At 66.4% G+C, this 26,802-nt stretch carries 29 protein-coding genes and 2 riboswitches; of the genes, 14 read left to right on the forward strand and 15 right to left on the reverse strand.

The genetic code is table 11. From position 1 onward, the window contains the following. Window positions 1-2: 2 nt before the first annotated feature. From cobM to N826_RS00240, 6 genes are read right to left on the reverse strand one after another with little or no spacing between them, the layout of a single operon-like run. The gene (gene cobM / locus N826_RS00215) at window positions 3-770 is read right to left on the reverse strand and encodes a precorrin-4 C(11)-methyltransferase (RefSeq protein ID WP_044425332.1); all 768 of its coding nucleotides are present in this window, start codon (window positions 768-770) and stop codon (window positions 3-5) included. Then, window positions 767-2,581 (reverse strand): precorrin-3B C(17)-methyltransferase, encoded by a 1,815-nt coding sequence (gene cobJ, locus N826_RS00220; RefSeq protein WP_044425791.1) that lies wholly within the window; start codon window positions 2,579-2,581, stop codon window positions 767-769. The genes cobM and cobJ overlap by 4 nt, the downstream gene beginning before the upstream one ends. Then, window positions 2,578-3,282 (reverse strand): precorrin-2 C(20)-methyltransferase, encoded by a 705-nt coding sequence (locus N826_RS00225; RefSeq protein WP_044425333.1) that lies wholly within the window; start codon window positions 3,280-3,282, stop codon window positions 2,578-2,580. Before N826_RS00225 ends, cobJ begins: the two co-directional genes overlap by 4 nt. Further along, a complete protein-coding gene (locus tag N826_RS00230; protein WP_044425334.1) occupies window positions 3,279-4,481 on the reverse strand; it encodes a bifunctional cobalt-precorrin-7 (C(5))-methyltransferase/cobalt-precorrin-6B (C(15))-methyltransferase in 1,203 nt (400 codons plus the stop codon). The genes N826_RS00225 and N826_RS00230 overlap by 4 nt, the downstream gene beginning before the upstream one ends. Beyond that, window positions 4,478-5,104 carry a precorrin-8X methylmutase gene (locus N826_RS00235; RefSeq protein ID WP_044425335.1) on the reverse strand — a complete coding sequence of 209 codons (627 nt, stop codon included), beginning with the start codon at window positions 5,102-5,104 and terminating at the stop codon, window positions 4,478-4,480. The genes N826_RS00230 and N826_RS00235 overlap by 4 nt, the downstream gene beginning before the upstream one ends. Before the next feature lie 7 nt (window positions 5,105-5,111). Continuing rightward, window positions 5,112-6,209 (reverse strand): sirohydrochlorin chelatase, encoded by a 1,098-nt coding sequence (locus N826_RS00240; protein WP_084720366.1) that lies wholly within the window; start codon window positions 6,207-6,209, stop codon window positions 5,112-5,114. A 38-nt stretch (window positions 6,210-6,247) separates the two neighbouring features. Beyond that, window positions 6,248-6,484: riboswitch (cobalamin riboswitch) on the reverse strand. On the opposite strand from N826_RS00240, the gene cobD reads away from it, so the two are divergent. The 7 genes from cobD to N826_RS00275 all read left to right on the forward strand — a co-directional run bounded on the left by cobD (window position 6,474) and on the right by N826_RS00275 (window position 11,773). Further along, entirely contained in the window at window positions 6,474-7,547 is a 1,074-nt protein-coding gene (gene cobD, locus N826_RS00245) for a threonine-phosphate decarboxylase CobD (RefSeq protein ID WP_084720367.1), read from the forward strand. (Overlaps the previous riboswitch by 11 nt.) Window positions 7,548-7,567: 20 nt before the next feature. Beyond that, window positions 7,568-8,185 (forward strand): 5,6-dimethylbenzimidazole synthase, encoded by a 618-nt coding sequence (gene bluB, locus N826_RS00250; protein WP_247870459.1) that lies wholly within the window; start codon window positions 7,568-7,570, stop codon window positions 8,183-8,185. A gap of 42 nt (window positions 8,186-8,227) precedes the next feature. Continuing rightward, window positions 8,228-8,453, forward strand: a riboswitch (cobalamin riboswitch). A 122-nt stretch (window positions 8,454-8,575) separates the two neighbouring features. Continuing rightward, window positions 8,576-9,238 (forward strand): energy-coupling factor ABC transporter permease, encoded by a 663-nt coding sequence (locus N826_RS00255; RefSeq protein ID WP_044425337.1) that lies wholly within the window; start codon window positions 8,576-8,578, stop codon window positions 9,236-9,238. Beyond that, window positions 9,235-9,549, forward strand: coding sequence for an energy-coupling factor ABC transporter substrate-binding protein (locus N826_RS00260; protein ID WP_211099184.1), 315 nt, complete (start codon window positions 9,235-9,237; stop codon window positions 9,547-9,549). Before N826_RS00255 ends, N826_RS00260 begins: the two co-directional genes overlap by 4 nt. Then, window positions 9,536-10,279 carry a cobalt ECF transporter T component CbiQ gene (cbiQ, locus tag N826_RS00265; protein ID WP_044425339.1) on the forward strand — a complete coding sequence of 248 codons (744 nt, stop codon included), beginning with the start codon at window positions 9,536-9,538 and terminating at the stop codon, window positions 10,277-10,279. Before N826_RS00260 ends, cbiQ begins: the two co-directional genes overlap by 14 nt. Window positions 10,280-10,313: 34 nt before the next feature. Then, window positions 10,314-11,165 carry an energy-coupling factor ABC transporter ATP-binding protein gene (locus N826_RS00270; protein ID WP_044425340.1) on the forward strand — a complete coding sequence of 284 codons (852 nt, stop codon included), beginning with the start codon at window positions 10,314-10,316 and terminating at the stop codon, window positions 11,163-11,165. 83 nt (window positions 11,166-11,248) lie between these two features. After that, window positions 11,249-11,773, forward strand: coding sequence for an aspartyl/asparaginyl beta-hydroxylase domain-containing protein (locus N826_RS00275; RefSeq protein ID WP_044425341.1), 525 nt, complete (start codon window positions 11,249-11,251; stop codon window positions 11,771-11,773). A 161-nt stretch (window positions 11,774-11,934) separates the two neighbouring features. Here the strand turns inward: N826_RS00275 and N826_RS00280 are convergent, their stop codons facing one another. After that, entirely contained in the window at window positions 11,935-13,320 is a 1,386-nt protein-coding gene (locus tag N826_RS00280) for an ATP-binding protein (RefSeq protein ID WP_044425342.1), read from the reverse strand. Window position 13,321: 1 nt separating this feature from the next. Next, window positions 13,322-14,083, reverse strand: a complete 762-nt coding sequence (locus N826_RS00285) for a response regulator (RefSeq protein WP_044425343.1) — start codon at window positions 14,081-14,083, stop codon at window positions 13,322-13,324. Window positions 14,084-14,275: 192 nt separating this feature from the next. Between N826_RS00285 and N826_RS00290 the strand changes: the two genes are divergently transcribed. The 6 genes from N826_RS00290 to N826_RS00315 all read left to right on the forward strand — a co-directional run bounded on the left by N826_RS00290 (window position 14,276) and on the right by N826_RS00315 (window position 20,049). After that, the gene (locus tag N826_RS00290) at window positions 14,276-14,836 is read left to right on the forward strand and encodes a Spy/CpxP family protein refolding chaperone (protein WP_044425794.1); all 561 of its coding nucleotides are present in this window, start codon (window positions 14,276-14,278) and stop codon (window positions 14,834-14,836) included. Window positions 14,837-14,942: 106 nt separating this feature from the next. After that, window positions 14,943-15,500 (forward strand): septation protein A, encoded by a 558-nt coding sequence (locus N826_RS00295; protein ID WP_084720368.1) that lies wholly within the window; start codon window positions 14,943-14,945, stop codon window positions 15,498-15,500. A gap of 16 nt (window positions 15,501-15,516) precedes the next feature. Beyond that, complete coding sequence (locus N826_RS00300; RefSeq protein ID WP_044425795.1) at window positions 15,517-16,428, forward strand: heme-dependent oxidative N-demethylase family protein; 912 nt, start codon at window positions 15,517-15,519, stop codon at window positions 16,426-16,428. A 145-nt stretch (window positions 16,429-16,573) separates the two neighbouring features. Then, entirely contained in the window at window positions 16,574-17,419 is an 846-nt protein-coding gene (locus N826_RS00305) for a PstS family phosphate ABC transporter substrate-binding protein (protein WP_084720369.1), read from the forward strand. Then, window positions 17,416-18,789 (forward strand): sensor histidine kinase, encoded by a 1,374-nt coding sequence (locus N826_RS39550; RefSeq protein WP_052830709.1) that lies wholly within the window; start codon window positions 17,416-17,418, stop codon window positions 18,787-18,789. The genes N826_RS00305 and N826_RS39550 overlap by 4 nt, the downstream gene beginning before the upstream one ends. Window positions 18,790-18,951: 162 nt before the next feature. Next, window positions 18,952-20,049 carry a CAP domain-containing protein gene (locus tag N826_RS00315; protein ID WP_052830710.1) on the forward strand — a complete coding sequence of 366 codons (1,098 nt, stop codon included), beginning with the start codon at window positions 18,952-18,954 and terminating at the stop codon, window positions 20,047-20,049. A gap of 211 nt (window positions 20,050-20,260) precedes the next feature. Here the strand turns inward: N826_RS00315 and ahcY are convergent, their stop codons facing one another. Continuing rightward, window positions 20,261-21,565, reverse strand: coding sequence for an adenosylhomocysteinase (gene ahcY, locus N826_RS00320; RefSeq protein ID WP_044425347.1), 1,305 nt, complete (start codon window positions 21,563-21,565; stop codon window positions 20,261-20,263). 270 nt (window positions 21,566-21,835) lie between these two features. On the opposite strand from ahcY, the gene N826_RS00325 reads away from it, so the two are divergent. Continuing rightward, window positions 21,836-22,078 carry a hypothetical protein gene (locus tag N826_RS00325; RefSeq protein WP_044425348.1) on the forward strand — a complete coding sequence of 81 codons (243 nt, stop codon included), beginning with the start codon at window positions 21,836-21,838 and terminating at the stop codon, window positions 22,076-22,078. Between the two features lie 20 nt (window positions 22,079-22,098). On the opposite strand, the gene ptsP is transcribed toward N826_RS00325, so the two are convergent. From ptsP to N826_RS00355, 6 genes are all read right to left on the reverse strand, one after another. Continuing rightward, the gene (gene ptsP, locus N826_RS00330; RefSeq protein ID WP_044425349.1) at window positions 22,099-23,898 is read right to left on the reverse strand and encodes a phosphoenolpyruvate--protein phosphotransferase; all 1,800 of its coding nucleotides are present in this window, start codon (window positions 23,896-23,898) and stop codon (window positions 22,099-22,101) included. After that, window positions 23,888-24,199 carry an HPr family phosphocarrier protein gene (locus N826_RS00335; protein ID WP_044425350.1) on the reverse strand — a complete coding sequence of 104 codons (312 nt, stop codon included), beginning with the start codon at window positions 24,197-24,199 and terminating at the stop codon, window positions 23,888-23,890. The genes ptsP and N826_RS00335 overlap by 11 nt, the downstream gene beginning before the upstream one ends. A 3-nt stretch (window positions 24,200-24,202) precedes the next feature. Next, window positions 24,203-24,604 (reverse strand): PTS sugar transporter subunit IIA, encoded by a 402-nt coding sequence (locus N826_RS00340; RefSeq protein WP_044425351.1) that lies wholly within the window; start codon window positions 24,602-24,604, stop codon window positions 24,203-24,205. A gap of 39 nt (window positions 24,605-24,643) precedes the next feature. Next, entirely contained in the window at window positions 24,644-25,654 is a 1,011-nt protein-coding gene (rapZ, locus tag N826_RS00345) for an RNase adapter RapZ (RefSeq protein ID WP_244619406.1), read from the reverse strand. After that, entirely contained in the window at window positions 25,651-26,100 is a 450-nt protein-coding gene (locus N826_RS00350; protein WP_044425799.1) for an HPr kinase/phosphorylase, read from the reverse strand. The genes rapZ and N826_RS00350 overlap by 4 nt, the downstream gene beginning before the upstream one ends. A gap of 164 nt (window positions 26,101-26,264) precedes the next feature. Then, entirely contained in the window at window positions 26,265-26,528 is a 264-nt protein-coding gene (locus N826_RS00355) for an usg protein (protein ID WP_044425352.1), read from the reverse strand. Window positions 26,529-26,802: the final 274 nt, after the last annotated feature.

Raw genomic sequence — 26,802 nt, forward strand, 5'->3', positions numbered from 1 at the left:
CGTCACCGGGCCTTGCGCTCTGGCCGCAGGACATGGACGTGGTTGGCATCGTAGAGGGCGCTGTCGCGGAAGTCCTCCGCACCCAGGACGCGGCCCACGATGATCAGCGCCGTCCGGGTGATCTTCGCTTCCCGCACCTTCTCGCGGATGTCGGCCAGCGTGCCCCGGATCACCTGCTCGTCTGGCCATGTCGCGCGGTAGACCACCGCGACCGGGCAGTCGGCGCCGTAGTGGGGCGACAGCTCGTCCACGATCTTGGTCATGTTGCGGATCGACAGGTGGATCGCCAGCGTCCCGCCGGAGCGGCCCAGCACGTCCAGCGTCTCGGCGTTCGGCATGGGAGACGACTTCATCGCCGTCCGCGTCAGGATGACGGTCTGCGAAACCTCCGGCAGCGTCAGTTCCGTCCGCAGCAGGGCGGCGGCCGCCGCATAGGCGGGCACGCCGGGGGTGATGTCGTAGGGGATGCCGAGGGCATCGAGCCGTCGGATCTGTTCGCCGATGGCGCCGTAGAGCGAAGGGTCGCCGGAATGGACGCGGGCGACGTCGTGGCCGGCGGCATGGGCGGCCTCGATTTCCGCCAGAATGTCGTCCAATGTCATCGGCGCGGTATCGACCACCCGCGCGCCTTCCGGCGCATAGGCCACGACTTCGGTCGGAACCAGCGAGCCGGCATAGAGGCAGACCGGGCAGCGGGCGATCAAGTCGCGGCCCCGGATGGTGATGAGGTCGGGCGCACCCGGACCGGCGCCAATGAAGTGAACCGTCATGGGGATTTGTCGTCCAGATGCTTCGCGGCGTAGCCGCGGGGTGTGTAGACCCAGGTGCCGCCGTCGCCGCGCGGGATGGCGCGGGTCTCGGACGAGCCGATCATGACCAGCGTCAGCATATCCACATCGGCGGCGTCGAGCGCCGCCAGGGTGGTGACGGTGATGGTCTCGCCGGGGCGGCCGAGGTTGCGGGCCAGGATGACCGGGGTATCGGGCGGGCGGTGTTCCAGCAGGACGGCCTTCATCGCGGGAAGCTGCTCCGTCCTGCGCCTGGACACCGGATTATAGACGGCGATCACGAAGTCGCCCTGTGCGGCGGCGCGGATGCGGCGCTCGATCACCGGCCAGGGCGTCAGCAGGTCGGACAGCGATATCGTGCAGAAGTCGTGCCCAAGAGGAGCGCCGGCGCGCGATGCCGCCGCCTGGAGGGCCGAGATTCCGGGGGTGACGCCGATGTCCAGCCTTGCCCAGTCGGGACGGGCTTCGCGGTCGATCAGTTCGAAGACCAGCGTCGCCATGGCGTAGATCCCGGCATCGCCGCTGGAGACCAGCGCCACGTCGCGGCCTTCCGCCGCGAGTTCGAGGGCGACGCGGACCCGCATTTCCTCGGCGCCCAGCTCGTAGCCGTGACGCCGCTTACCGACGGTCAGGTCGCCCAGCAGGTCGAGGTAGAGATGATAGCCAACGAGGTCGGTCGCCTGCGTCAGCCACCGGTCCGCCTCCGGCGTCCGCCAGCCGTCGCTGCCGGGACCGATGCCGACGATGGAAAGCCGGCCGCGGCGTTTGCCGATGCTATCGGGTGTGAGCGGCGTGGCGGAGAGGCCGACGGCGCAGGTGGCGCGGGCGGACTTCCGCTTCGGCACGATCAAAGCGCCGGAGGACGCGGCGAGGGCGGCACCCTCGGCGACGCCGTGGCAGCCGACCTCGTTGAAGACGATGTCGGACGGGTTGGCGAGGCGGGGAGCTTCCTCCTCCAGCCGGGCGGCGTCGAAGAAGCGGACGGGCACGCCCAACTTCGCCGCTGCGGCGTGGATGGCGGGTTCGTCCATCTTGACGTCGATCGAGCAGAGCGCCGCGACGGCTTGCTCGGCCAGTCCGGCCGAGGCCAGCGTATCGCGCACCAGGGCCGTCACTTCCTCCGCTGACGCGCCGCGCTCGCAGCCGACGCCGACCGTCAGGACAGGAGGATGATAGACCAGCTTCGACGCGGAACCGGCTTCGGCCCGTTCGGTGACGCGCAGCGTAAGGTCGGCATCGGAGCTGAAGGGCAGGCGGGAGGTAACCAGCCACGGGGCGCTGCCGTCCAGCCGGACGCTCTCTCCCGCCAGCAGGGCGGCGCTGAAGGGTTTGGCGTCGCCGGGGTTGGCGAGAGTCCAGCCGGCGGGTGGTTCGTCCAGGGCGATGCCGAAGTTGAGGTCGCCTGCGGTGGTGATCGCCGGTTCGATGCCGAGCGCGGCAGCCAGCCGCCGGGCGAGGTCGTTGGCGCCGTGATGGCCACCCAGCAGCGGGACGACGGCGCTGCCGTCCTCGGCGAGGGCCAGGACAGGTGGTTCCGAACGCTTGTCGGACAGGACGGAACCGAGCGCACGGATCAGGATGCCGGCGGCGCAGATGCCGATGATCGGCGTTCCGGCCTGGAAAAGCGCACGCAGGTGGTCGAGCGTCGCAGTAAATTCCCGGTCGGTGCCGGCGACGCGATGAGCAAGTCCGTGGATCTCCGAGCCGGGCAGAACGGTGCGGGCACCTTCGGCCACTTCAAGGCCGCTTTGGGACAGGACGACGAAGACAGGGGCGGGGGCGGGGGCGGTCATGACCATGCCTCCCCGCGCTTGTGGACCAGCACCATGGAGAAATACGGGACGCTGTCGGGATCGACCTCGTCCAGCGGCAGCAGGCGCTGGTTCGGCATCGTGGCGCGCTCGACGTAACGGGCCTGTTTGGCGAGGCCCAGTTCGGTCAGCACGTCGCGGACCTTAGCGAAGTGGCGGCCCAGCTTCATGATCGCGGCGGCGTCGGTGTTCAGCAGAAGCTCGCGCAGCCGTTCGGGAGACAGCGGGGCGGGGATGACGGTCAGCACGTCGTTGCGCGACGCCAGCGCCGCACCGGATGCGGCGGCGCAGGCGGTCAGCGACGAGACTCCGGGGACGACCTGGACCGGGAAGTGCTCGGCCATGCGGCCGAACAGGTACATGAAGGAGCCGTAGAAGAATGGGTCGCCCTCGCACAGGACGGCCACGTCGCGGCCGGCTTCCAGGTGCGCGCCGATCTCGACGGCGGCGCGGTCATAGATCTCCTGCGCCGGGAAGCGTTCCACCACCATGGGCATGCGGATCGCGATCTCGGTCTGGCCGTCGGGCAGGTGTCCGGCGACGATGGCGCGGGCGAGGCTGTCGCCATGCTCGGGGGCAGGATACGCGATAACCGGAGCCGCACGCAGCAGGCGGAGCGCCTTCAGCGTGATCAGCTCGGGGTCGCCCGGCCCTACTCCCAGGCCGTAGAGTGTTCCGTTCATGTCTTCAGCAGCGCCAGTTGTGTGACCGGCATCAGGGGACGCCAGCCGGAGAACGGGCCGATGGGTTCGGCCCTGGAGATCGCGATTCGGGTCAGGCTGCCGCCGAGTTTGGCGTAAGCGGATAACAGCGTCTGCTCGCCCTCGATCGTGACGGCGTTGGCTACCAACCGCCCGCCGGGCGGCAGCGCCTGCCAGCATGTCTCGAACACGCCGGGCGCGGAGACGCCGCCGCCGATGAACACGGCGTCGGGCGGCGGAAGACCTTCGAGTGCCGCCGGGGCCTTGCCCTCGACGATGGTCAGGTCCGGGCAGCCGAGGCCTTCGGCATTGGCCGCGATAAGGGCCAGACGGTCGCGGCGCGGTTCGACGGCCACCGCGCGGCAGGCGGGATGGTGGCGCATCCACTCGATCGCGATGGAACCGCAACCGGCGCCGACATCCCACAGCAGTTGGCCGGGAACGGGGGCGAGGGCGGCAAGAGTGGCGGCGCGGACTTCCCGCTTGGTCAACTGGCCGTCGTGGTGGAAGGCCTCGTCGGGCAGACCGGGCGAGCGCGGGAGCAGGGGGGCGCCGGGATCGGCGACGCACTCGACCGCCAGCGTGTTCAGGCCGGCGATATCGGGCTCGTCCCAGGCGCAGCGGCGCTCAAACGGGCCGCCCATCCGTTCCAGGACGGTGATCCGGCTCCCGCCGTAGCCACGGGCGGCCAGTACACCGGCGACGGCTGCGGGAGTCGTGCCGTTCTCGCTGAGGATCAGCAGGCGGGCTCCCGGCTGAAGATAGGCGTGGAGGAGCGCCAGCGGACGGCCGTGGAGCGTCAGGGTTTCGACCTCGGCCCGTGCCCAGCCCATGCGGGCGCAGGCGAGATCGAAGGCGCCGGGCGCGGGGATGACGATCATCTCGGCGGGCGGAATACGCCGCGCCAGCGTGGCGCCGATGCCGTAGCTCATCGGATCGCCGCTCGCCAAGATGCAGACGCGGCGTCCCCGGTTCCGCAGCAGTTCTTCCAGCCCGGCGCTGAAGGGGGAAGACCAGGGCAGGCGGTCGCGGCCATCTTCGGGGATGAGGGCAAGGTGACGCTCCCCGCCCGCCAGCAGGTCGGCGGCGTCGATTAGGCGGCGGCCGGCTTTGGACACGCCGTCCAGCCCGTCCTCGCCGATGCCGACGACGGACAGCCACGCACCGGCAGGGGATGTCATGCGCGGGCTCCGATCGCCAGGGCATTGACGGCGGCGGACGCCATGGCGCTGCCGCCGCGCCGTCCGCGCACGGTGATGAAGGGAATGCCGCGCGGGTTGGCCGCCAGCTCGGCCTTGGACTCGGCAGCTCCGACGAAGCCGACCGGGAAACCCAGGATCACGGCCGGCCGGGGCGCTCCGGTGTCGAGCAGTTCCAGCAGGCGGAACAGCGCCGTCGGGGCGTTGCCGATGGCGACGATGGCGCCGTCCAGATGTGGCAGCCACAGGTCGAGCGCCGCCGCCGACCGGGTCGTGTCGTACTGGGCGGCCAGAGCCGGGACGGTTGAGTTGGACAGGGCACAGAACACCCGGTTCCCAGCCGGCAAACGGGTCGTCATGATCCCGGATGCGACCATCTGCGCATCGGTCAGGATCGCGGCGCCCGCAGCCAGCGCTACACGGCCGGCGGAAACCACGTCGGGGGTCCACACCAGGTCTTCGACCAGATCGACCATGCCGCAGGCGTGGATCAGGCGTGTCGCCACCTCCGCCACATCCGGCGGCATCGCTGAAAAGTCGGCTTCAGCCGCTATCGTGGCGAAGGAGCGGCGGTAGATCTCCGCCGGGTCGCGCAGGTACTCCATCGCCGTATCAGTCGTGCGACAGCTTGGTCAGCGTCTTCGGTCCCAGCGGATGGTCCGCATGCGGGTAGGGATGGTGATGGTGACCGGCGGCGCCATGGTCGTGCCCATGATCGTGTCCGTGAGCATGCCCATGTCCATGCCCGTGGTCGTGACCAAGCGTCGGAGCGGCTGACCCGATGCCCTCGACGTGGTGGTGGTGGCTTTCCTGCTGAAGGCCGACTTCGGCTTCGAATCCCAGCACCTGCTCGCGGTACTTGCACATCTGGCAGTTCATGTTGCCGGTGCCTTCCAGGATCTCTGTCACCCGGTCGGCAAAGGTCTGAAGCACCAGGGGGTGGTCGTTCAGGTAGCCGGCCTTGATGAACTCGATGTCCGGGAACTTGGCGGCGACGGCGTCGGTGTAGTCGTAGATCCGCTGGACGAGGATGCCGGTGAACAGGAAATACGGGAACACGACGATGCGGCGGTATCCAAGCTTGGCCGCATGCTCCAATGCTGGGGCGACCAGCGGGAAGGTGACGCCGGAATAGGCTGTTTCGGCCCAGCCGAAGCCCATACCTTCCCACAGCATCCGCGTCACCTTGGCGACGTTGGAGTTGGCGTCGGGGTCGGAAGCGCCCCGGCCCACGACCACAAGCAGGGTCTCGTGACGCGGGACTTCGGTCTTGGCGGCGGCCAGCGCTTCGGCCACCCGGTCGCCGGCGGCGCGCAGCATCTTCACATCGATGCCAAGCTCGCGGCCGTAGTGGATGGTCATGCCCTCGTTCTGAGCCTGATAGGTATTGAGGACGGACGGAATGTCGTTCTTGGCGTGGCCGGCGGCGAACAGCATGCCGGGGATCGCCAGCACCTTGGTGACGCCCTTGGCGCGCAGCTTGTCCAGCCCCTCGCGGATGATCGGCTTGGCGAATTCCAGGTAGCCGTACTCGACCGCGTCGTAGGGCAGCTTGGCGCGGAGCTGGCCCGCGACCACCGCGAATTCCTGCACGGCGCCGAGATCGCGGCTGCCGTGGCCGCACAGCATGACGCCGAGCTTCTCGACCGGCTTGCCGATTTCCTCGGTCGATTTGCCGGATTCCCCAGTGGGCTTAATGATCGCGTTCATATGTCCTCATTCACCGGTGCACCCCGCCCGGACCATCGTTGTTGCGCGCGACATTGGCAGGTCTCCTGACTCGCAGGTCCCAGCCGGACGCCATTGCCTTCCCAGCCCGTCTCTCTCCAGGGCCAGTGGCGTTGAATCGACGCCGACTCACTGCTCACAGTTGCGGGGGCAGCCACGGATTTGGCATACGGCTCACGAGCCCGGCCTCACCGTGTTCCCTTTTCACCTCAGCACCCGAAACGGGGCGCCAAGGAACCAATGTCTATGGGTGAGCAGTCTTACGGTCCCCCCGCATCAGCGTCAATCGCGAATCCGGCGGCGGAGCCGGCGCCGGGCGGTCCGGTCCGCGACCATGGCGGCGCGCTCGACGCGGCCGAAGCGCGCTTCGGCAGGCCGGCCGAAGGCTGGGTCGATCTGTCCACCGGCATCAATCCGTGGCCTTGGCAGCCGGGAGAAATCAGCGCCGACGCCTGGAACCGGCTGCCGGACCGGGCCGCGAACGGCCGTCTGCGGCATGCGGCGGCGCGCTACTTCGGGGCCTCGCCGGATGCGCTGATGGCGGCTCCGGGATCGCAGGCGCTGATCCAGGCGGTGCCCCGGATCGTGCGCCGGGGGCACGTCGCCATCCTGGGTTTTACCTATGCCGAGCACGCCCGCTGCTGGCGTCTGGCGGGGCATCGGGTGACGGTCGAGGAAAGCCTGGAAGCGGCGGCCGGCGCCGACTGCGTCATTGTGACCAACCCCAACAATCCGGACGGCCGGCAGGTCGAGCCGGCGAGACTGCTGGAACTGGCTGGACGGCTCGCCGCACGCGGCGGGCTGCTGGTCGTGGACGAAGCCTTCGCCGATGTGACGCCGGATCTCAGCGTCGCGGCACAGGCAGGAACGCCGGGGCTGTGTGTGCTGCGGTCGTTCGGCAAGTTCTTCGGGCTGGCCGGATTGCGGCTGGGCTTCGCGCTGGGAACGGGCGAACTGGTGCGGCGGCTCGAAGAACATCTCGGTCCCTGGGCCGTCGCCGGTCCGGCGCTGGAGATCGGCACGGCCGCCATGGCTGATGCCGGCTGGATCGCCGCTACCCGCGTCCATCTGGCGAATGCCGCACGCGATCTGGACGCTCTAATCGAGTGCTGCGAGCTGACCGTGGTTGGTGGCACCGACCTGTTCCGGCTTGCCCAGACGCCGCAGGCCGCCGCTCTGTACGGGCACCTGGGCAGGCAGGGCATCCTGGTCCGCAGCTTCGATGCGACGCCGGACTGGCTGCGCTTCGGCCTGCCGCCGGATGCTGCGGCATGGGAGCGCTTGCGCGCCGCCCTCGCTTCCTTCAACTTGGCGGCATGACGAATGCCCCTAATTTTGATATGGACTTTCAGGCCAAGCTGGAAGACCTGTTCCGCTGGCGGCGGGACGTGCGCCGGTTCCGCACCGATCCGGTCGATGCCGGCCTGATCGAGCACTTGGTCGGTATGGCGGCGCTGGCGCCGTCGGTCGGCTACAGCCGTCCCTGGCGGTTTGTCCGGGTCGACGATCCCGATCGGCGGAACACCGTTCGCGGCATCTTCGAGCACTGCAATGCGGAGGCGCTGTCGGGCTACACCGGCGACCGCGCCCAGCTTTACGCCCAGTTGAAGCTGGCCGGGCTGAACGACGCGCCGGTCCAACTTGCCGTCTTCAACGACGACGGCACGGAGCGCGGCCATGGACTAGGCCGCAAGACCATGCCGGAGATGCTGCGCTATTCGACAGTGACGGCGGTCTACACGTTCTGGCTGGCGGCCCGTGCCCACGGGGTCGGCGTCGGCTGGGTGTCGATCCTGGACCCGGAAGCGATCTGCCGCACGATTGACGTGCCGCCGTCGTGGTCGCTGGTTGCCTATCTGTGCGTCGGCTTTCCGATCGAGGAGCACGCCGACCCGGAACTGGAGCGGGCCGGCTGGGAGCAGCGGGAGAATGCCGCAGCCGTGCTGCTGAGCCGATAGCCACCACGGTTAAGCACTTGACGCGCCATCGTTCCGCCCACTAGCTTCAACCTTGGTGATAGGTTCCCCCGAGCGAGCGACGAGGGGGATTAATAGGGAACACGGTGCGGCGGACCCCTCTGGGGACCTAATCCGTGGCTGCCCCCGCAACTGTGAGCAGCGAGTCGACGCCGACTTCGTGCCACTGGCCCTGTATCCGGGGCTGGGAAGGCGTGGCGACCGACTACGACCTGCGAGCCAGGAGACCTGCCGTCACCGGAAGAGCCGTATGTTCCGGGCGGGGTGCACCGGGAGGAAGGCCAGCCGGACCGGTAGCAGTTGAATGCCACCGCCGCCGGTTGTGCGCTTCATCCATGCATCCCCTTCATCGTCGAGGGGGAAATCAGTTTAATGCATATCATGGAAGGCTATCTGCCGCCCATCCATGCTCTGGCCTGGACGGTCGCCGCTGCGCCGTTCGTCGTGGCCGGCGTGCGCCGGATCGGGCGCATCGTAGAGGACCATCCGGAAACCAAGCTTCTGCTTGCCACGTCGGGCGCATTCGCCTTCGTGCTGTCGGCGTTGAAGATCCCGTCAGTCACGGGAAGCTGCTCGCATCCGACCGGCGTCGGGCTGGGCGCCGTGTTGTTCGGACCGAACGTGATGGCGGTTTTGGGCAGCATCGTGCTGCTGTTCCAGGCGCTTCTGCTGGCCCATGGCGGCATCACGACGCTGGGCGCCAACGCCTTTTCGATGGCGATCGTCGGTCCCTGGGTCGCGTGGAGCGTCTGGCGGATGACGTCCGGTTTCGGGCGGAGCGTCGGTGTGTTCCTGGCCGCGGCGTTGGGAAATCTTGCGACTTACTGTGTCACGTCGGTTCAACTGGCGCTGGCCTTTCCCGATCCGGCGACCGGGTTCGGCGGGGCGCTGGTCAAGTTCCTGTCGATCTTCGCCGTTACCCAGGTGCCGCTGGCGATCGTCGAAGGCATCCTGACGGTCGTGGTGGTCAACCTGCTGGCCCAATACAGCCGGGACGAACTCTCGGCCCTGGCCTTTCTGCGGGGGGCGAAATGATGGGGCGGAACGGCATACTGCTGCTGATCGCGGCGGCCATCGTGGTTTTGCCGCTGATCGTGAAAGGCAACGCGGAGTTCAGCGGTTCGGACGGTCAGGCGCAGGGGGTGATCGACGAAGCCGGATATCAGCCCTGGTTCGAGCCGCTGTGGGAACCGCCGAGCGGTGAGATCGAAAGTCTGCTGTTCTCGCTTCAGGCAGCATTAGGGGCCGGACTGCTGGGCTACTATGTCGGGCTGCGGCGCGGCCGCAGCGAAGTGCTGGGCGAGAAACGCGATCGGCAGCAGGGCGAGGTCCATGCTGGCGATTGACCGCCACGCCTGGACCAACCGCTGGAGCGACCGCCATCCCCTGGAAAAACTGGTCCCCGCCGGCGGCATGCTGCTGGCGGCCCTGGTCCTGCCGCCCTGGCCGGCGGCGCCGCTGATAATCGCCGTGATGCTGGTGCTTACGATCGTGGGAGCCAGGGTGCCGCCGAAGGCGGCGCTGGGGACTCTGGCGGTGCCGGTGGGCTTCCTGCTGACGGGAATACCGGTGCTGGCGCTGGCGGTGGATGTGTCCGTCGGGGTACATATCGGGCTGGCGCCGGACGGGCTGCGGCTGGCTGCGGAGGTCACGTCGCGGTCGCTGGCGGCGACGTCCTGTCTGGTCTTCCTGATCCTGACCACTCCGGTCGCGGAGCTTGTCCCGATGCTGGGCAGGCTCGGCGTGCCGAAGCCGGTGCGGGAACTTATCCTGCTGATCTACCGGCTGATCTTCGTCTTCCTGGAGCGGGCGGATGTCGGGCGGCAGGCTCAGGTGGCGCGTCTGGGCTACGACGGACCGCGCCGGAGCATCCGCTCGCTCGGCTGGCTGGCGGGAAGCCTGTTCCAGCGCTCGCTCGACCGGGGCCGGCGGCTTGAAACCGGCTTGGCGGCACGGGGCTTCACCGGTGACCTGCCGTACCTGGACAGCGACCGCGCGGCGTCCGGCGCGTTGCTTGTCGCGGGCGCCCTGCTGCCGGCGGCCGTCGTTGCGGTATCCATTGCATGGACCCTCTGAAAGTGCCGCTGCTGCGAATGGACGACATACGGCGATGGACGGCTTAGTCCTGGCGGCGGAAGCCGTGCGCTACGATTATCCCGGCGGGGTCGAAGCCTTGCGCGGCATTGACCTGACGGTGCGGCGGGGCCGCAATCTGGCGCTGCTGGGGCCTAACGGCTGCGGCAAGACCACGCTGTTCCTCCACCTTAACGGGACACTGAAGCCGCGCGGTGGCCGATTGCTGCTGGGAGGAGCGCCGGGCCGCTATGACAGGGCGGGCCTACGCGACTGGCGCAGCCGCGTCGGGCTGGTCTTGCAGGACCCGGACGACCAGATCTTCGCGGCGACGGTCGAGCGCGATGTCGCCTTCGGGCCGCTCAATCTTGGGCTTGGGCCGACCGAGGTCCGAGAACGGGTCGGCGGTGCGCTGGACGCGCTCGGCATATCCAGCTTGGCCGCCCGGCCCACGCATATGCTGAGCTTCGGCCAGAAGCGGCGCGTCGCCATTGCCGGAGCGCTTGCGATGCGGCCGGAGGTGCTGCTGCTGGATGAGCCGACCGCAGGCTTGGATGCCGATGGCGTGACGCGCCTGATGGCGGCACTTGAGTCGGTGGCTGCCCTGGGGACGACGCTGGTTCTGTCCACCCATGACGTCGATCTTGCCTATGCCTGGGCGGCCGAAGTCGCCGTCTTCGACAACGGATTGACGGTCGCGCAAGGGCCGGCGGCGGACGTACTGGCGGATTCTGGGACCTTGGCGAAAGCCCGCCTTCAGGCGCCGGTTCTCGCTGATCTGTCGCGCGCGATGGGTTTGCCCCAGCCATGGCCCAGGACGCGGGCTGACATGATCGCGGCGGTGGCGCGGGTAGCGGCGAACTCGGGGGATGGACTAGCGGTCAGATAAGGTTCGATCACGGGATCGTTTTTTGATATATGGTTTTCGCATAAAATTCTCCTTTCAGTATTTTAATTCTGTGAGGCGCAACCATGTTTCTCAACGAAGCGGACTTTCCCGCCGTCACCGCTCTGTCGGAGGTCTGGACGGACATACGGGCCGAACTGCTGGCATTGTCCGCCCGGTATTTCATCTCCTGGCCCGAAAAGAGCATCTATGACGGCAACTGGACCGTCTTTCCGCTCTACAAGTTCGGCGTGATGGACGAGGAGCACGCGGCGCTGTGCCCGAAGACGATCGCCGCGATCGAGCGCGTTCCGGGATTGCTCACCGCCGGCTTCTCCTCGCTGGCGCCCGGCACCTATATCGGCCCTCATTTCGGCTACACCAAGGAAGTGCTGCGGGCACATCTCAGCTTGCTGCCATCCGACGACAGCGCTATCCGCGTTGGACCGGAAACCAGGGGCTGGACGCCGGGCGGCGTGATGGTGTTCGACGACACCACGGAGCACGAGGCGTGGAACCGGGGCAAGGACACCCGCGTCGTGCTGCTGCTGGACTTCAAGCGCGATCCGGCAGCGGAAGTCCGCTATCCGGAGCACGTATACGCGTATTGACGGCGGCGTTGTAGAAGCGGCCTCCGGCCGCTTTCGAGGCCGCAAGTTGTTGGGCCACGGCCCAACCTACGAAGCAGAAGCCCGTAGGTTGGGCCGTGGCCCAACAAACACGTCCCCATAGGTCAACGTTTTAGGCCCTTGGTACTGCAAAATGACTGCCTTCAAACCTCCGCCAGGATCAGCGTGGCGCTCAGGCCGCCGTCCGGGCGGTTCACCAGGGTCACGTCGCCGCCATGGGCACGCGCAATCGTGCGGGCGACCGACAGGCCGAGCCCGGTGCCGCCGGTATCCCGGCTGCGGGAGCGTTCAAGGCGATAGAAGGGCGCGAACACCTTCTCCTGCTCCGATACGGGGATGCCGGGTCCGTCGTCGTCGATCCTGACGGCGACATATCCGGGTTCTTGCTGGTCGAGCAGCGCCACGCGGGCGCAGCCGCCGTATTTCAGCGCGTTGTCGATCAGGTTGCCGATCGCGCGCTTGAGTGCTACCGGACGGCAGGCGAAGGTCCGGTGCTCGGGACCGGCGTATTCCACGGTGTAGCCGGCGTCGCCCAGATCGTCGACCAGGCTCTGGAGCAGGGCCGCGAGGTCAATCGCGACGCGAGGCTCCTTCCTTGCATCGTCGCGGGCGAAGGCGAGGGTGGACGCGATCATCGCTTCCATCTCCTCCAGGTCGGCCAGCATCTTGCGCTGCTGTTCCGGATCGTCGACGAACTCGGCGCGCAGGCGCAGCCGGGTCAGGGGGGTGCGCAGGTCGTGGCTGATGGCGGCCAGCATCTGGGTCCGGTCCTCGACGAACCGGTGCAGGCGCGTCTGCATCTGGTTGAAGGCGCGCGTCGCCTGCCGAAGTTCGCGCGGGCCGGCTTCCGGCAGCAGGGGCGCCTCCCCGTCGATGCCGAGCCGCTGGGCGGCATCGGCGAAGCGCTTGAGCGGAGCGCTGAGCAACCGGCCGACCCAAAGCGACAGGCCGAAGATGATCAGGCCGACCAGCCCCATCCACAGCGCGAAGCGCAGCAGGCGGAAAGGGCCGTCGCGGTCGGGATCGGACCGGAAGACCAGCCACGTACCGTCGGACAGCGGCGTCGCCAGCTGGATCTGGTTGCCGAACATCCGGGCTTCCAGCGGCGCCAGCGGACCCGATGGAGCGGAGCGTGTCTTGCCGTGATGGACCTCGATCAGGATTTCGCGGTTGGGATCGTCCAGCGCCTCGCGCATGCGGCGGCGCAGCCCTTCGAACGGGAAACCGGTCTGGTTGTGGTGGAAATCGGGAGCCGTGGGCCGCCATTCGACTTCCAGCCCCGGTGCATCGACGGCGCGGACCACGCGCGGGCGGAACTGCGGCGGCGTCTCGTCGGCCAGCCGGATGATCGCGGAAACCCGCTCGACCATCTCTCTAGGGTTATGGCGCGGCGGCGGTTCTCCGCCCCTGTCGGTCAGGTAGACCAAGGCGCTGACGCCCTGGGTCAGCGCCAGCGCCATCAGGACGGTGAAGCCCAGACGGACAGCGATGCCGGACGAGAAGATGCGGGTTGCCAGGGCGGAGAGCATGTCAGGAGCCCGTATCTGCGCCCGTTGCAGCGCCCGCGACGGCCGGCGTGAAGATGTAGCCGCCGCTGCGTACCGTCTTGATGATCGTCGGCTCCTTGGGGTCCGGCTCGATCTTGCGGCGCAGGCGGCTGACCTGGACGTCTATGCTGCGGTCGAACGGCATGGCGCTGCGCCCGCGCGCCAGATCGAGGAGTTGGTCGCGGGTGAGGATGCGCTGCGGGTGCTCGACGAAAGCGACCAGCAGGTCGAACTCGCCGGCGCTGAGCTGGACCAGGACGTCGTCGGGCGACCAGAGTTCGCGCTTGGCGATGTCGAGCCGCCAGCCTTCGAAGGTCAGCCCCCTGTTTTGCCCCGGCTCGGCCGTGGTCCCGACCGGCAGGCCGGTGGAGCGGCGCAGCACGGCCTTGGCGCGGGCCAGCAACTCGCGCGGGTTGAAGGGCTTCGGCAGATAGTCGTCGGCGCCCATCTCCAGGCCGACGATCCGGTCGGTCTCTTCCCCCATCGCCGTCAGCATGATGATCGGGATCGCGCCGGACGGTCCGGACTGGGCGCGCAGCCGGCGGCAGAGCGACAGCCCGTCCTCTCCCGGCATCATCAGGTCAAGCACGATCAGGTCGATCCGCGACGTGTTCAACGTCTGCATCATCTCGGCGCCGTTGGCGGCGCTCGATACGCGATAGCCATGCTTGGTGAGGAACTGGGAGATCAGGGTGCGGATTTCCCGGTCGTCGTCTACCACGAGAAGGTGGGGCTGCTTGTCCATGAGCTTAATATCGTTCAGAGGCGGGAAGGGTGGTGAGAGAAATGTTGTAACGGATCGTTACATGGGACGGAGCGGTTACAGACCGTTACCAAATGCCCCCTCAACCGACATGAAGCGGCAACGGGGAGGACCCATTATCAGGTCATCGAAGCGGACGTTCCCGCTTTGGATGACGAAAATGGAGAGATGATCATGAAGCGTACCGTTTTGGCGACCGTCGCACTTGGCGCCCTGCTGACCGCCGCGGTTCCGGTGTTCGCCCAGGGCGGTCCGGGTGGACCGGGTGGAGACGGCCCCGGCCCGCGCATGGAGCGTATGTGCGAGAATCACGATGCCATGGTGGCCGGCGGCCTTGCCTTTGCCGAAACCCGGCTGAAGATCACCGACGCGCAGCGCCCGGCCTGGGACAAGTTCGCCACCGCCGTCAAGAACAGCGACGGCGCCATGGCGAAGCGCTGTGCCGATCCCGCGAAGATGAAGCCGCCGGCGAACCTTCCGGAGCGTGCCCAGCGCATGGAAGAGATGCTAACAGCGCGGCTGGAGCAGATCCGGCAGGTCCGTCCCGCCCTGGATGAGGTTTACGCCACCTTCACGGACGAGCAGAAGAAGACCGCCGACGAGATGGTCGAACGCTTCATGCGGCACGGTCCGGGGGGGCATGGCGGTATGGGTGGTCACCATGGCCGCGGCGACCACGGTCCCCGTCACGGTCATGGCCCCGAAGGCGGCCCCGGCGAGCGTCGCCCCGGCTGAAGTCCGAACGAATAGGCCAAGTGAATAGATCAAGCGAGTAGGCGGCGGCGCGCTGGGTTGCGGATTTTACTTTATGACCCGGCGTTCCGCCGCTATTTGTAGCAGCGTGAATCAATATACCCGACTCCTGATCGAAGCGGGACCGCTGGCGGTCTTCTTCGTCACCAATAGCCAGGCCGGCATCATGGCCGGCACGGGCGCCTTCATGGCTGCCACGGCGGTCGCCGTGCTGCTGTCCTGGCATTTCGAGCGCAAGCTGCCGATCATGCCGCTGGTCGGCTGCTTCTTCGTGCTGCTTTTCGGTGGCCTGACGCTGTGGCTCGATGACGACCTGTTCATCAAGCTGAAGCCGACCGTCGTCAACCTGCTGTTCGCCACCGTCCTGTTCACCAGTCTGGCGCTTCGCCGCAACGTGATGAAGCCGCTGCTGGGTACGGTCCTGAGCCTGACGGAAACCGGCTGGCGTATCCTGACGGTGCGCTGGGCCTGCTTCTTCGTCGTGCTGGCTGTTCTGAACGAGATCGTCTGGCGGACCATGCCGACCGATGCCTGGGTCAACTTCAAGGTGTTCGGCATCATGCCGCTTACCTTGGTGTTCAGCGCGCTCCAGATGCCGGTGATCCTGAAGCACCAGATCCCGGAAGAAACCGCCCAGGCCGAGTAATGGTCTGGGCCGAGTGATGACGTCTGAGCCCGATTTCGATTACCTGCCGTTCACCGGCGGTCCCTATCGCATGACCATGGGGCTGATGGCCCTGAAGCCGGCGGACTGGATCGAGATCGACAGCCGGTTTGCTACCGAGATCGCGCTGCGGAAGTCGCTGCTGGACGAACGGCGTTGCGATGTGCTGGCGGCGCTGCCGGGATCGGAAGCGGCCTGCCGCGAGGTGCTGGACCAGTTGGCGGGATTTCTGCCGGAGAGGTTCCCGGACCGGTTCGAACGTGCCGGGGCTGAACTGGTCAACCGGGACAGCGGTGAGCGCTGGACCGTGGAAGGCGATGTCCGCAACCCCCTGGATATCGCGGGCCGGCTCGTTCAGGAAGATCTGTGCATCCTTCAGGACGTCGAGGACGAGCTTCGGCTGACGGCGGCGGTCCTGTGCTTTCCCAACCGCTGGCGCCTGTCGGACAAGCTGGGGCAGCCGATGCTGGCGATCCATGCGCCGGTCCCGTCCTATGCCGAGCGTTTGGGCAAGCCGGTGGATCGCTTCATCGGAATGCTGGCGCCGGAGCGCCCGGTCTGGCGACTCAACTGGTCGCTGACGGACGATCCAGCGCTGTTCCAGCCGGTCGGGCACGGCCGGCGGGACACCGATCCGGACATCACGCCGGAGAATGCCGGCGCCCGGATCACCCTGCGGATCGAACGCCAGACGCTACGCCGGCTGCCGCGCACGGGCGCCGTCCTCTTCACGATCCGCACCCATCAGCGACCGCTGGAAGCTCTCGCGAACCGTCCGCAGGAACTGGGCCGATTGGCGGAAGCGGTGCGCGGGCTGCCGGAAGATACCGCACGCTACAAAAGCATCGCGCCGTTCCGAGACGCCTTGCTGGAATATCTGGACAGCGCGTCACCCAGTGCGATCAGCTAAGGGGTTGCGGCTGCCGTCGCTTGGAAATTACGATATATGAGAATGCCAACTAGGGTTATATCGCACGTCTGATTGAGCTACCGACAATTTTATTTAAAGATCCGATTTTGCAGATCCGCATACCTGTCTAGGGAAAGACGGAGCAATGCGTTACGACAGACACCTCCCCGCAGCAGTTTTGCCACTCGTTTCGCTGCTCGCCTGTCTCGCCGTCCCCAACCCTGCGCATGCGGGTGAAACGATCCGCATCGGCGGAACGGGGGCGGCATTGGGTGCCATGCGTGTCCTTGGCGCGGAAATCCAGAAGCAGGCTCCCGACACCCGTGTCGAGGTTTTAGCCAGCCTGGGCAGCACGGGGGGCATTGAGGCTCTGGCCGAAGGGGTGATCGACGTGGCGCTCGCGGCCCGTAAGCTGAAGCCGGAGGAGGAAGCAAAGGGCGTCCGGGAAGCTGTCTGCGTCACCACGGCTCTGGTCTTCGCCGCCAATCATCAGGCGCATGGCTACGGCATCCGCAGGGACGAGTTGCCCGCTTTGTTCCGCGATCCCCATCCGGTCTGGCCCGACGGCACGCCGTTGAAGATCATCCTGCGCGCACGTTCCGGTTCCGAATATCCCTTTCTCATCAAGGCAATTCCCGGGATGGCGGATGCCCTTGACGAGGCGCACCGGCGGCGCGGCGTTCCCGTGGGCGCCACGGACCAGGAGAATGCCGACCTCGCCCAGCGCACGGACGGTTCGCTGGCGATGACCTCCCTTATGCAGATCCGGGCGGAAAAGCTGAAGCTGCATCCGCTGATGCTGGATGGCGTGGAAGCTTCGCCCCAGACAGTGGCCGACGGCTCCTATCCGTTTCCGTTTCGGATATGTCTGCTGCTGTCCGCCCTGCCTTCGGCAGCCGCCCAGCGGTTCGTTGCCTTTGTCGCGTCACCGGATGGACGGGAGGTGCTGCTCTCGCTGGGTGCCGTCGAGGACGCGAAAGCCGTTCGTTGAAAGAGAATGCGATCTTCGCGCGGCTGGAATGGGCCGTCCGGACACTGGCCATAGTGATCGGCCTGACCACGACGGTCGCGGTGCCGGCCGGCTTCGGCACGGTCGCGTATTGGGATCAGGTCGCCTATCGTCAATTCCAGGCGCGTCTGGCAGCCGACAGGCTGTCGGAATATGCCTATATCCAGGGACCGGCCTGGCGCTTCGCGAAACACCGCCTGGAGGAGTTGATCGCCTTCGTGGTGCTCCCCGACGACGATGTCTGCCAGATCGTCTACGACATCAAGGGCAATCTGGTCTTCATGCGGGGAGAGCGGCCGTCCGGGCCGAAGCTGGTCCAGTCGTCACCGATCGTCATGGCTTCGGAAGAGGCCGGAAGTGTCGTCCTCGAGGTCAGCCTGTACCCTTTCCTGGGACGGCTGGGGGTTCTCGGTCTCGTCGGCCTTGCACTCGGCATTGGCGCCTATGTATCGGTTCACATCCTGCCGTTGCGGGTCCTCAGGCGTGCGGTCGCCCAGCTCGATGCGACCCAGTCGGACCTGCATGAACAGATCGCCATGACCGCGAATGCCCTGGCGACCGCGCGTGAAAAGACGCTGGTCGCCGAGGAGACCTCGCAGAAGCTCGTGGCTGCCCTGGAGCGGGCCGAACTGGCCAATCGTACCAAGTCCGAGTTCCTGTCGAACATGAGCCACGAGTTGCGGACACCGCTCAATGCCATCATCGGCTTCTCCGACATGATGATGGCGCAATGCTTCGGTCCGGTCGGCGACCAGCACTATGTCGGGTACGTCTCGGACATCCACCGGAGCGGCCACCTGCTGCTCGACATCATCAACGACATCCTCGACCTGTCCAAGATCGAGGCGGGCCGGATGGAGCTTCACCGGGAGACCGTCGACATCCGGGATGTGGTCGAGTCGTGCCAGCGGCTGATCGTCGGGCGGGCCGACGCCGCCGGTCTGATCCTCGGCGTCGAATGGTCCGTTCAGGGAGGGCTTTCCCTCCAGGCGGACGGGACCAAGCTGAAGCAGGTGCTGCTGAACCTGCTGTCCAATGCGGTCAAGTTCACGCCGCGCGGCGGCAGGGTCACGGTTGCCATCCGGTCTCTTCCCGGCGGTCGTCTGGAACTGTCGGTTGCCGATACCGGGATCGGCATGAGCGCCGCCGAACTGGAAATCGCGATGGAACCGTTCCGGCAGGTCGAGAACTCCCATACCCGCAAATACCAGGGAACCGGCTTGGGCTTGCCGCTGGTCAAGGCGCTGGTGGAACTGCACGGCGGGGAGTTCTACGTCGAAAGCGCGCCCGGGTTCGGCACCAAGGCGACGGTCGTTCTTTCGACCGAGGCAAAAGCATCGGCAGCGGCCTGAATGATCGATCTAACTAACCGTAAAAATCACTTGATGCAGCCACAGTATCTCAAGTCCGCACCGAACCCTTATGGCTGCAATATCGCCACACAAATATAACGGCTCCGATATGCCCGGACGGTCTATTCACTCGTCCATGAGCGTGTTATTTGAGGGACTGTCATGAGCGAACCGACTGCGCTCGACCAATATTTGATCGAGATGATCAATCGGGCACGAATGGACCCAACGGCCGAGGCCGCCCGGTTGGGTATCGACTTGAACCAGGGGCTTTCGCAGGGTCAGATCAGCACCGCGCCCAAGCAGCCGCTGGCCTTCGATCCGGAACTTGCCGACTCCGCGCGGGGGCATGCCCAATGGATGCTCGATACGGATGTCTTCTCCCATACCGGCGTCAACGGCAGCGATCCGGGCGACCGGATCAAGGCCGCTGGCTATGACCTGACCGGCGACTGGCGCTGGGGCGAGAACATCTCGTGGCGGGGATCGACCGGCGTCGCCGAGGATCAGGTGCAGTCGCTCGAGACCCAGAACGACGCGCTGTTCAAGAGCCCAGGACACCGCGTCAACGTCCTGCAGGACGGTTTCCGCGAGGTCGGTACGGCGACCGTCGCAGGCGACTTCAAGCAGTACGACGCCTTGATGGTGGCCGAAAACTTCGGCAAGACCGGGGACTCCGTGTTCCTGACCGGCGTTGCCTACGACGATCTCAACGACAACGACTTCTATACGCCGGGCGAGGGGCGGGGTGGCGTCAAGGTCGAGGCGACCTTGCAGGGCTCCGACAAGCCGGTCGTCCTGTCCGACACGACAGGCACCGCCGGCGGGTACGAGATCGCGGCGGCTCCGGGGACCTATTCGGTCAAGTTCTCCGGCGGCGGACTGACGGAACCGGTGGTCCAGACGGTCACCCTGGGCAATGAGAACGAGAAGCTGGACCTGATCGACCCGCAGGATGCCGGAACAGGGAGTGGAACAGGGGCCGGGGCCGAGGTGGCGGGATTGTCGGAAAGTGCTCCGGTCTCGGCGCTGCTCGACCTGATCAAGGAGAACGGCGACAGGCTCGACTTCTCCGCTCTCGCCGACCATGTGCGCGAAGGGACGCCGCTGCCGGATGCCTGGGTCGAGACGATCCACCAGGGCGAGGAGATCCTGAAGACCGTCGACGGCGGTGCGCTGGCCGACGACCTGATGAACTACATCGACCTGCTCGGCGTGCCCAACGACCATCACGGGACAGACGGACTGACCGGGGCGTAGGTAATATCAGGAGCCGAAGGGGTTGACCGGCACTCCGGAAATGTTGGGCCACGGCCCAACCTACAGGCTCCTGCTTCGTAGGTTGGGCCGTGGCCCAACAAACATTGTCCACACAGGTCGATGTTTTCGGCCCCCGGATGTAAGAACCGGATATAAGAAAAAGGCCGCGAGGTTGCCCTCGCGGCCTTTTCTCCGTTAACGGATGTTCCGCTTAGTAGCGGTAGTGGTCCGGCTTGTACGGGCCGGCCTGGGGCACGCTGATGTAGGCGGCCTGCTTTTCCGTCAGCTCGGTCAGCTTGGCGCCGATCTTGCCGAGGTGGAGGCGGGCGACCTTCTCGTCCAGGTGCTTCGGCAGGACGTAGACCTTGCGCTCGTAGTTGGCGTGGTTCTGCCACAGCTCGATCTGGGCCAGCACCTGGTTGGTGAAGCTGGCGGACATCACGAAGCTGGGGTGGCCGGTGGCGCAGCCGAGGTTCACGAGACGGCCCTTGGCCAGCACGATCAGGCGCTTGCCGTCGGGGAACACGACCTCGTCGACCTGCGGCTTGACCTCTTCCCACGCGTAATTGCGAAGGCTGTCGATCTGGATCTCGCTGTCGAAGTGGCCGATGTTGCAGACGATGGCGCGGTCCTTCATCTGGCGCATGTGATCCTGGGTGATCACGTCGACGTTGCCGGTGGCCGTCACGAAGATGTCGCCGACGGAAGCGGCGTCGTCCATCGTGGTGACCTGATAGCCTTCCATCGCGGCCTGGAGGGCGTTGATCGGATCGATCTCGGTCACGAGGACGCGCGCACCCTGGCTGCGCAACGAAGCGGCCGAGCCCTTGCCCACGTCGCCGTAGCCGGCGACCACGGCGACCTTGCCGGCCATCATGACGTCGGTGGCGCGCTTGATGCCGTCGACCAGGCTCTCGCGGCAGCCGTACAGGTTGTCGAACTTCGACTTGGTGACGCTGTCGTTGACGTTGATCGCGGGGACCTTGAGGGTGCCGGCCTTGACCATCTCATACAGGCGATGCACGCCGGTCGTGGTCTCTTCCGAGAGACCGCGAACGTCGTTCAGCATCTCCGGATACTTCTCGTGCATGATCTGGGTGACGTCGCCGCCATCGTCCAGGATCATGTTCGGCGTCCAGCCGTCCGGGCCGCGCAGCGACTGCTCGATGCACCACCAGAACTCCTCCTCTGTCTCGCCCTTCCAGGCGAAGACCGGGATGCCGGCGGCGGCGACGGCGGCTGCCGCCTGATCCTGGGTCGAGAAGATGTTGCACGACGACCAGCGGACGGTGGCGCCCAGATGGGTCAGCGTCTCGATCAGGACGGCGGTCTGGATCGTCATGTGCAGGCAGCCGACGATGCGGGCGCCCTTGAGCGGTTGGCTGGCGCCGAACTCTTCGCGAAGGGCCATCAGACCGGGCATCTCGGTCTCGGCAATGGCGATCTCCTTGCGGCCCCAGCCGGCGAGCTCGATGTCCTTGACCTTGTAATCAGTGAAACCACTGGCGACGGCCATCTGGAAAACTCCTGCGAAAATCTGTGTTCGGTTGACTGGGCAGGGTTTATCAAGACTCCGCCCAACAGGCAAGCATAAAGATATCTTTATGTATGCAACAATCAGGTGAAAGGTGGTTGCATGAAGCTGCGACGGCGCGCCGCACCGGGCTGCCGTCGGCCAAATGCCGCTAATGTTCCGGATGCGGAAAGAATCCGATTCATTTTACGGTAGATTTGTGTTGCTGCGCCGCGGTATCGGAAAAGAAGACGATCATCGGGGCGCAACGATATGACCCAGACAAGGACGACATCGGTCCGCACCAGGACTACCGGTACGGTTCTCCAGCTCCTGCTCGGTCTGGCTCTTGCCGCCGACATGGTTTTCCTGGGCTTGCTGGGCGTCAGGCTTTCCGACCGGGTGGAGCAGACCGGACTGGCGCTCGCCGGCATGCTGACGCTGGTGCTGATCGCCGTGCTGTTCCGCCTGACGCGGCGAATCGGTGGCGAGCCGCAGGCGGTCGAACCGGGCTGAGCCCGGTGCCATTACCCGACTCAGGCAAGAGCGTTGAAATCGTCGAGCAGGATCGCGATGCGGCCGCCGTCGCTCTGTTCCATGATGACCCGGGCGCGGCGTGTCGCCTCGACCAGATCGAGGTTGCGGATGCGTCGCTTGACCATCAGCAGCGAGGCCGGCGACATCGACAATTCCCGGATGCCGAAGCCCAGCAGCAGCGCCGCGTACCGGGGATCGCCCGCGATTTCGCCGCAGACGCTGACGGGGATGCGGGCCCGCAGCGCCGCTTCCGTCGAGAACTGGATAAGCCGCAGCACGGCGGGGTGCAGCGGATCGTACAGATGGGCGACCTGCTCGTCGCCCCGGTCGATCGCCAGCGTGTACTGCGTCAGGTCGTTGGTGCCGATCGCGAAGAAATCGCAAGCCGTCGCCAGGGCGTCGGCCGACAGGGCAGCACCTGGGACCTCGATCATCACGCCCAGCGGGGGCAAGGGATCGGCGATCCGGATGCCGCGCCGCTTCAGCTTATGGGCGACTCGTGTCAGGATTTCGCGGACCTTCCGGACCTCCGATACGGTGCAGATCATCGGCAGCAGGATGCGGAGTGGACCATGGGCGCCGGCGCGCAGCATCGCGGCCAACTGCGTTTCCAGCAGCTTCGGCTCGCGCAGCGAGAGCCGGATAGCGCGCAATCCCAGCGCCGGGTTGGCGCATTCCGCGAAATGGCCGCCGAGCGAGGTCGCCAGCTTCTCGCCGCCGACATCCAGCGTGCGGGCGGTGACGGTGCGGCCCTGCATGCCCTCGACGATGTTCTTCAGGCTTTCGTACTGCTCCTCCTCGTCCGGCAGGTCGTCCCGGTTCATGTAGAGGAACTCGGTGCGCAGCAATCCGACTCCGGCGGCCCCGGCGGCCATGGCCCCTTCGACGTCGCGCGGCAGTTCGATATTGGCGTTCAGGACGATCGATGTACCGTCGCGGGTCACTGTCGGCAGGTCGCGCAGCCGCTTCAGCGACTCGCGCTCGCGCGCCAGGTCCTGCTGGCGGGACTGGAAGCCGGTCAGCGTCGCGGCGGTCGGGTTGATGAAGACCCGGCCCGTGATGCCGTCCACCACCACCCGGTCGCCGGTCTTGACGCCGGGGATCAGCCCGGCGACGCCGAGCACGGCCGGCAGGCCCAGTGAGCGCGCCATAATGGCGGTATGGCCCTCGGCGCCGCCCAGCGTGGTCGCGAAACCGCCGATGCGGCCCGGTTCCAGCAGCGCCGTATCGGCGGGCGTCAGCTCCTCCGCGATGATGATGCTGCCGTCGGGCACCTGCGAGAAGGCCTGGAACTTGCGCTGCATCAGGACGCGAATCAGCCGGCTGCCGACTTCCCTCACGTCGCCGATCCGGGCGGCGATATAGGTGTCGTTCATCTCGGCGAAGCTATGGGCCAGCGCCGTGATCTCCGCCTGGACGGCGCCTTCGGCGTTGATCCTGTCCGTGACGATCCGCCGCTCCACCCCGCGCGTCAGGCGGGAGCCGGACAGCATGGCCAGATGGGCGTCCAGCAGGAAACCGACATCTTCCGCCGCCGACTCCGGCAGCAGAGACGCCTTGTCCTTCAGCTTGTGGATCTGGCGGCAGGCCTTGGCGGCGGCATTGACGAACCTGACCCGCTCGGCCTCTACCTGATCCTCGGCGATCGCATATTCCGGCACCTGGAAGTTGCCGGTCTCGACGACATAGGCTGGCCCGACCGCTATTCCGGCCGAAACGCCCAATCCCCGCAGCATCCGTTCAGGCGCCGGCGACCCAGGGGGCGCCGGCGGCCGCGGTGGATTATGATCAGTCTTCATCGAACTTGCGCCCGACGAGATCCACGAGAGCGGCGATGACCAGGGTAGCTTCCTTGCCCTTGGCCCGCAATTTAACGTTGCAGCCCTGGCTGGCCGCGAGCATCATCAGTCCCATGATCGACTGACCGGACACCACCATGTCGTTCCGCTCGACCTCGACCTCCGCGTCGAACTTGGCGACCAGCTTCACGAACTTGGCGGCGGCCCGCGCGTGTAGCCCGCGCTGGTTGCAGATAGTGACGGTGTCGCTGGCTTCGAGCGCAGCACCGCCGGAAGCGTTGTCGTTGGTGGCACCAGTCATCGATCAGGACTCGGACAGCAGGGTGGATGCGACGTTGATGTATTTCTGCCCGGCATCGCGCGCCGCCAGCACGGCGTTGGCCAGCTTCTCGGTCTGGCGGACGCTGGCGAGCTTGATCAGCATGGGCAGGTTGACGCCCGCGATCACCTCGACCTTGGCCTTGTCCATGATGCTGATGGCGAGGTTGCTGGGCGTCCCGCCGAACATGTCGGTCAGCAGTACAACGCCGCTGCCGTCATCGACCTCGGCGACGCTGTTGAGGATGTCGAGACGGCGCTGCTCCATGTCGTCGTCCGGTCCGATGCAGACCGAGGCGACCTGCTCCTGCTCGCCCACTACGTGCTCGAGTGCCGCGACGAACTCGGTCGCGAGACGCCCGTGGGTTACCAGAACCATTCCGATCATCGAATTTCCTTCTATCAACCGATCTGAGCGCCGGCTTCTTCAAGTGCCCGCCGGCTCTGGCGGGCGCCATTCCTGTGCGTGACTTCCCGTCCGGGACGACCGGTCCAGATCACGATGCGTCAACCCAACCTTGTACCCCTGTCCTCCGAGCCATCGGGCCAGGGTTTCCGCCACGAACACGGACCGGTGACGGCCTCCCGTGCAGCCGATCGCGATCGTGAGATAGCTTTTGCCTTCCTGGTTGTAGCGTGGCAGCAGCGGCCGGAACAGGGAAGTCAGATGCCGTATGAAGTCCTCGTAGTCAGGGTCCTCCGCTACCCGCGCCGCGACCGGCTCGTCCAGGCCGGTCATCGGCCGCAAACGCGGATCGTAATGCGGATTAGTTAAGAATCGCACATCGAATACAAGGTCCGCCTCGCGCGGGACGCCCTGGCGGAAGGAAAAAGACGTGACGAAGACATGCAGCGTCGGTTCGGCGCTGAGCTTGAAATGGCCGGCGAGGATGCGGCGGAGGTCGTGGATCGACAGCAGGGAGGTGTCGATCGTGACGTCGGCGCGGTCCTTGAGGGCGGCCAGCAGCGTGCGCTCCCGCAGGATGCCGTCGGCGACCGGCCGGTCCACCGCCAGCGGGTGGCGGCGGCGCGTCTCGGTATAGCGGCGCTGAAGGATCTCGTCGGCGCATTCCAGGAAGACCAGCCGGACCGCCAGGTCGGGACGGGCGGCCAGCCGGGCGATGTGGGCGGACAGGGCGTCGGAGCTGAAATGGCGCGTCCTCGCGTCGACCGTGATCGCGACGGGCCGGGACGCCAGATCGCCCTGCTCGACCAGGGCGTCGACCATGTTCATCGGCAGATTGTCGACCGCTTCGTAGCCGAGGTCTTCCAGGCATTTCAGGGCGGTCGAAAGGCCGGCACCCGACATGCCGGTCACGACGACGACCGAGCGCCTGCGCGGCGGGCCGATGAGGCGATCGGTCGCGCCCTCGTTTGCGGCGTCGTCCCCGGTGGAGGCGCCTCCCGGGATCTCGCCTGCGCTGTCTGTCGTCATCATGATGGATCCGGAACCGGCACCAGCGAACCCGCCGACAGCATCGATGCCGCCAGCCGCAATTTCGCGGGCGTGGAGTCGTTGAAGGGAGCGAGCGCCACCCGGCGGATCGGCCGGTCCAGCAGCACGCAGTTTTCCACTTCGGGCAGCCGCTCGACCTGATCGTCGGGCGTCAGGTCAACCACGAGACCGACCGGGGCGGTCCGCACCGCGTTCATCCTCAGGATTCCGATGCCGCGGACCTCCAGCAGGCCGGCCAGGGCTTTGGGCGCGCGGGCCATCACCCGGCCGGCTGCGTCCAGGGTCAGTTCGACCTGATCGTCGGAAACGAGTTTAGCTCCGCCGTCGATCAGGCGAAGCGCCAGATCCGATTTGCCGCTTCCTGAAGGACCCCGCAGCAGAACGCCGAGACCGGACAGCGCGACGCAGGTGCCGTGAATTCTCAACATGGTCTGCGGAGGGTGCTGCGCCCGTGCGCCGCTGTCAATGCCGACCCCGCGTGGCGGCATGGTCTTTCGGAGATTCCGGCCATAATCCCCTATGCGCCGTCGCGGGCTATCCGGATTAAGGCGTCAAGGGGCCGGCGGTCGGACCAGCCCCTTGGCGCTTTCGGCTATTGCAGGCGAAGGTCGGCGCCGACGAATCTGTAAGCGGCGGGGGTGATCAGGGGATTGGAGGCGACCTTGACCGAGTGAAGCTTGCCGTCCAGCTCGCGTTCCCAGAACGTCAGGAACTTGCGGAGCACCGGATAGCGCGGCGCTATGTCCATTTCCTGCCAGACGAAGCTCTGCAGCAGGCCCGGATGGTCGGGCATGTGGTACAGGATCTCGGCGACGGTCAGGCGATAGTCACGCAACTGAAGACTCAGACTTGCCATGCAGATCTCCTCCGCGGTTGCAAACTGTGGCGGCTCCTGGCTAACTCTTTAGCGTGAGCTTGATCGCATACAGTTCGCCTTGCAAGCAAAATTATCGTATTAGATCAGGGCTTTAGCAGCCAGGAGCGAAGGCTGCTGCCAAGGCGGTGCGGCGGGAGAAAAAATCCTGCAAAAACCCTCTTGAAAGAAAATCCGGCTTCAATTAGCTAGTTGGCACTTCCCGACGGAGAGTGCCAACGGGCTGAAACCAAAGGCCCAGGGCTCGTCGCCGGGA

It is taken from the genome of Skermanella aerolata KACC 11604 (assembly GCF_000936425.1).
In the GTDB taxonomy this organism is placed as follows: domain Bacteria; phylum Pseudomonadota; class Alphaproteobacteria; order Azospirillales; family Azospirillaceae; genus Skermanella; species Skermanella aerolata.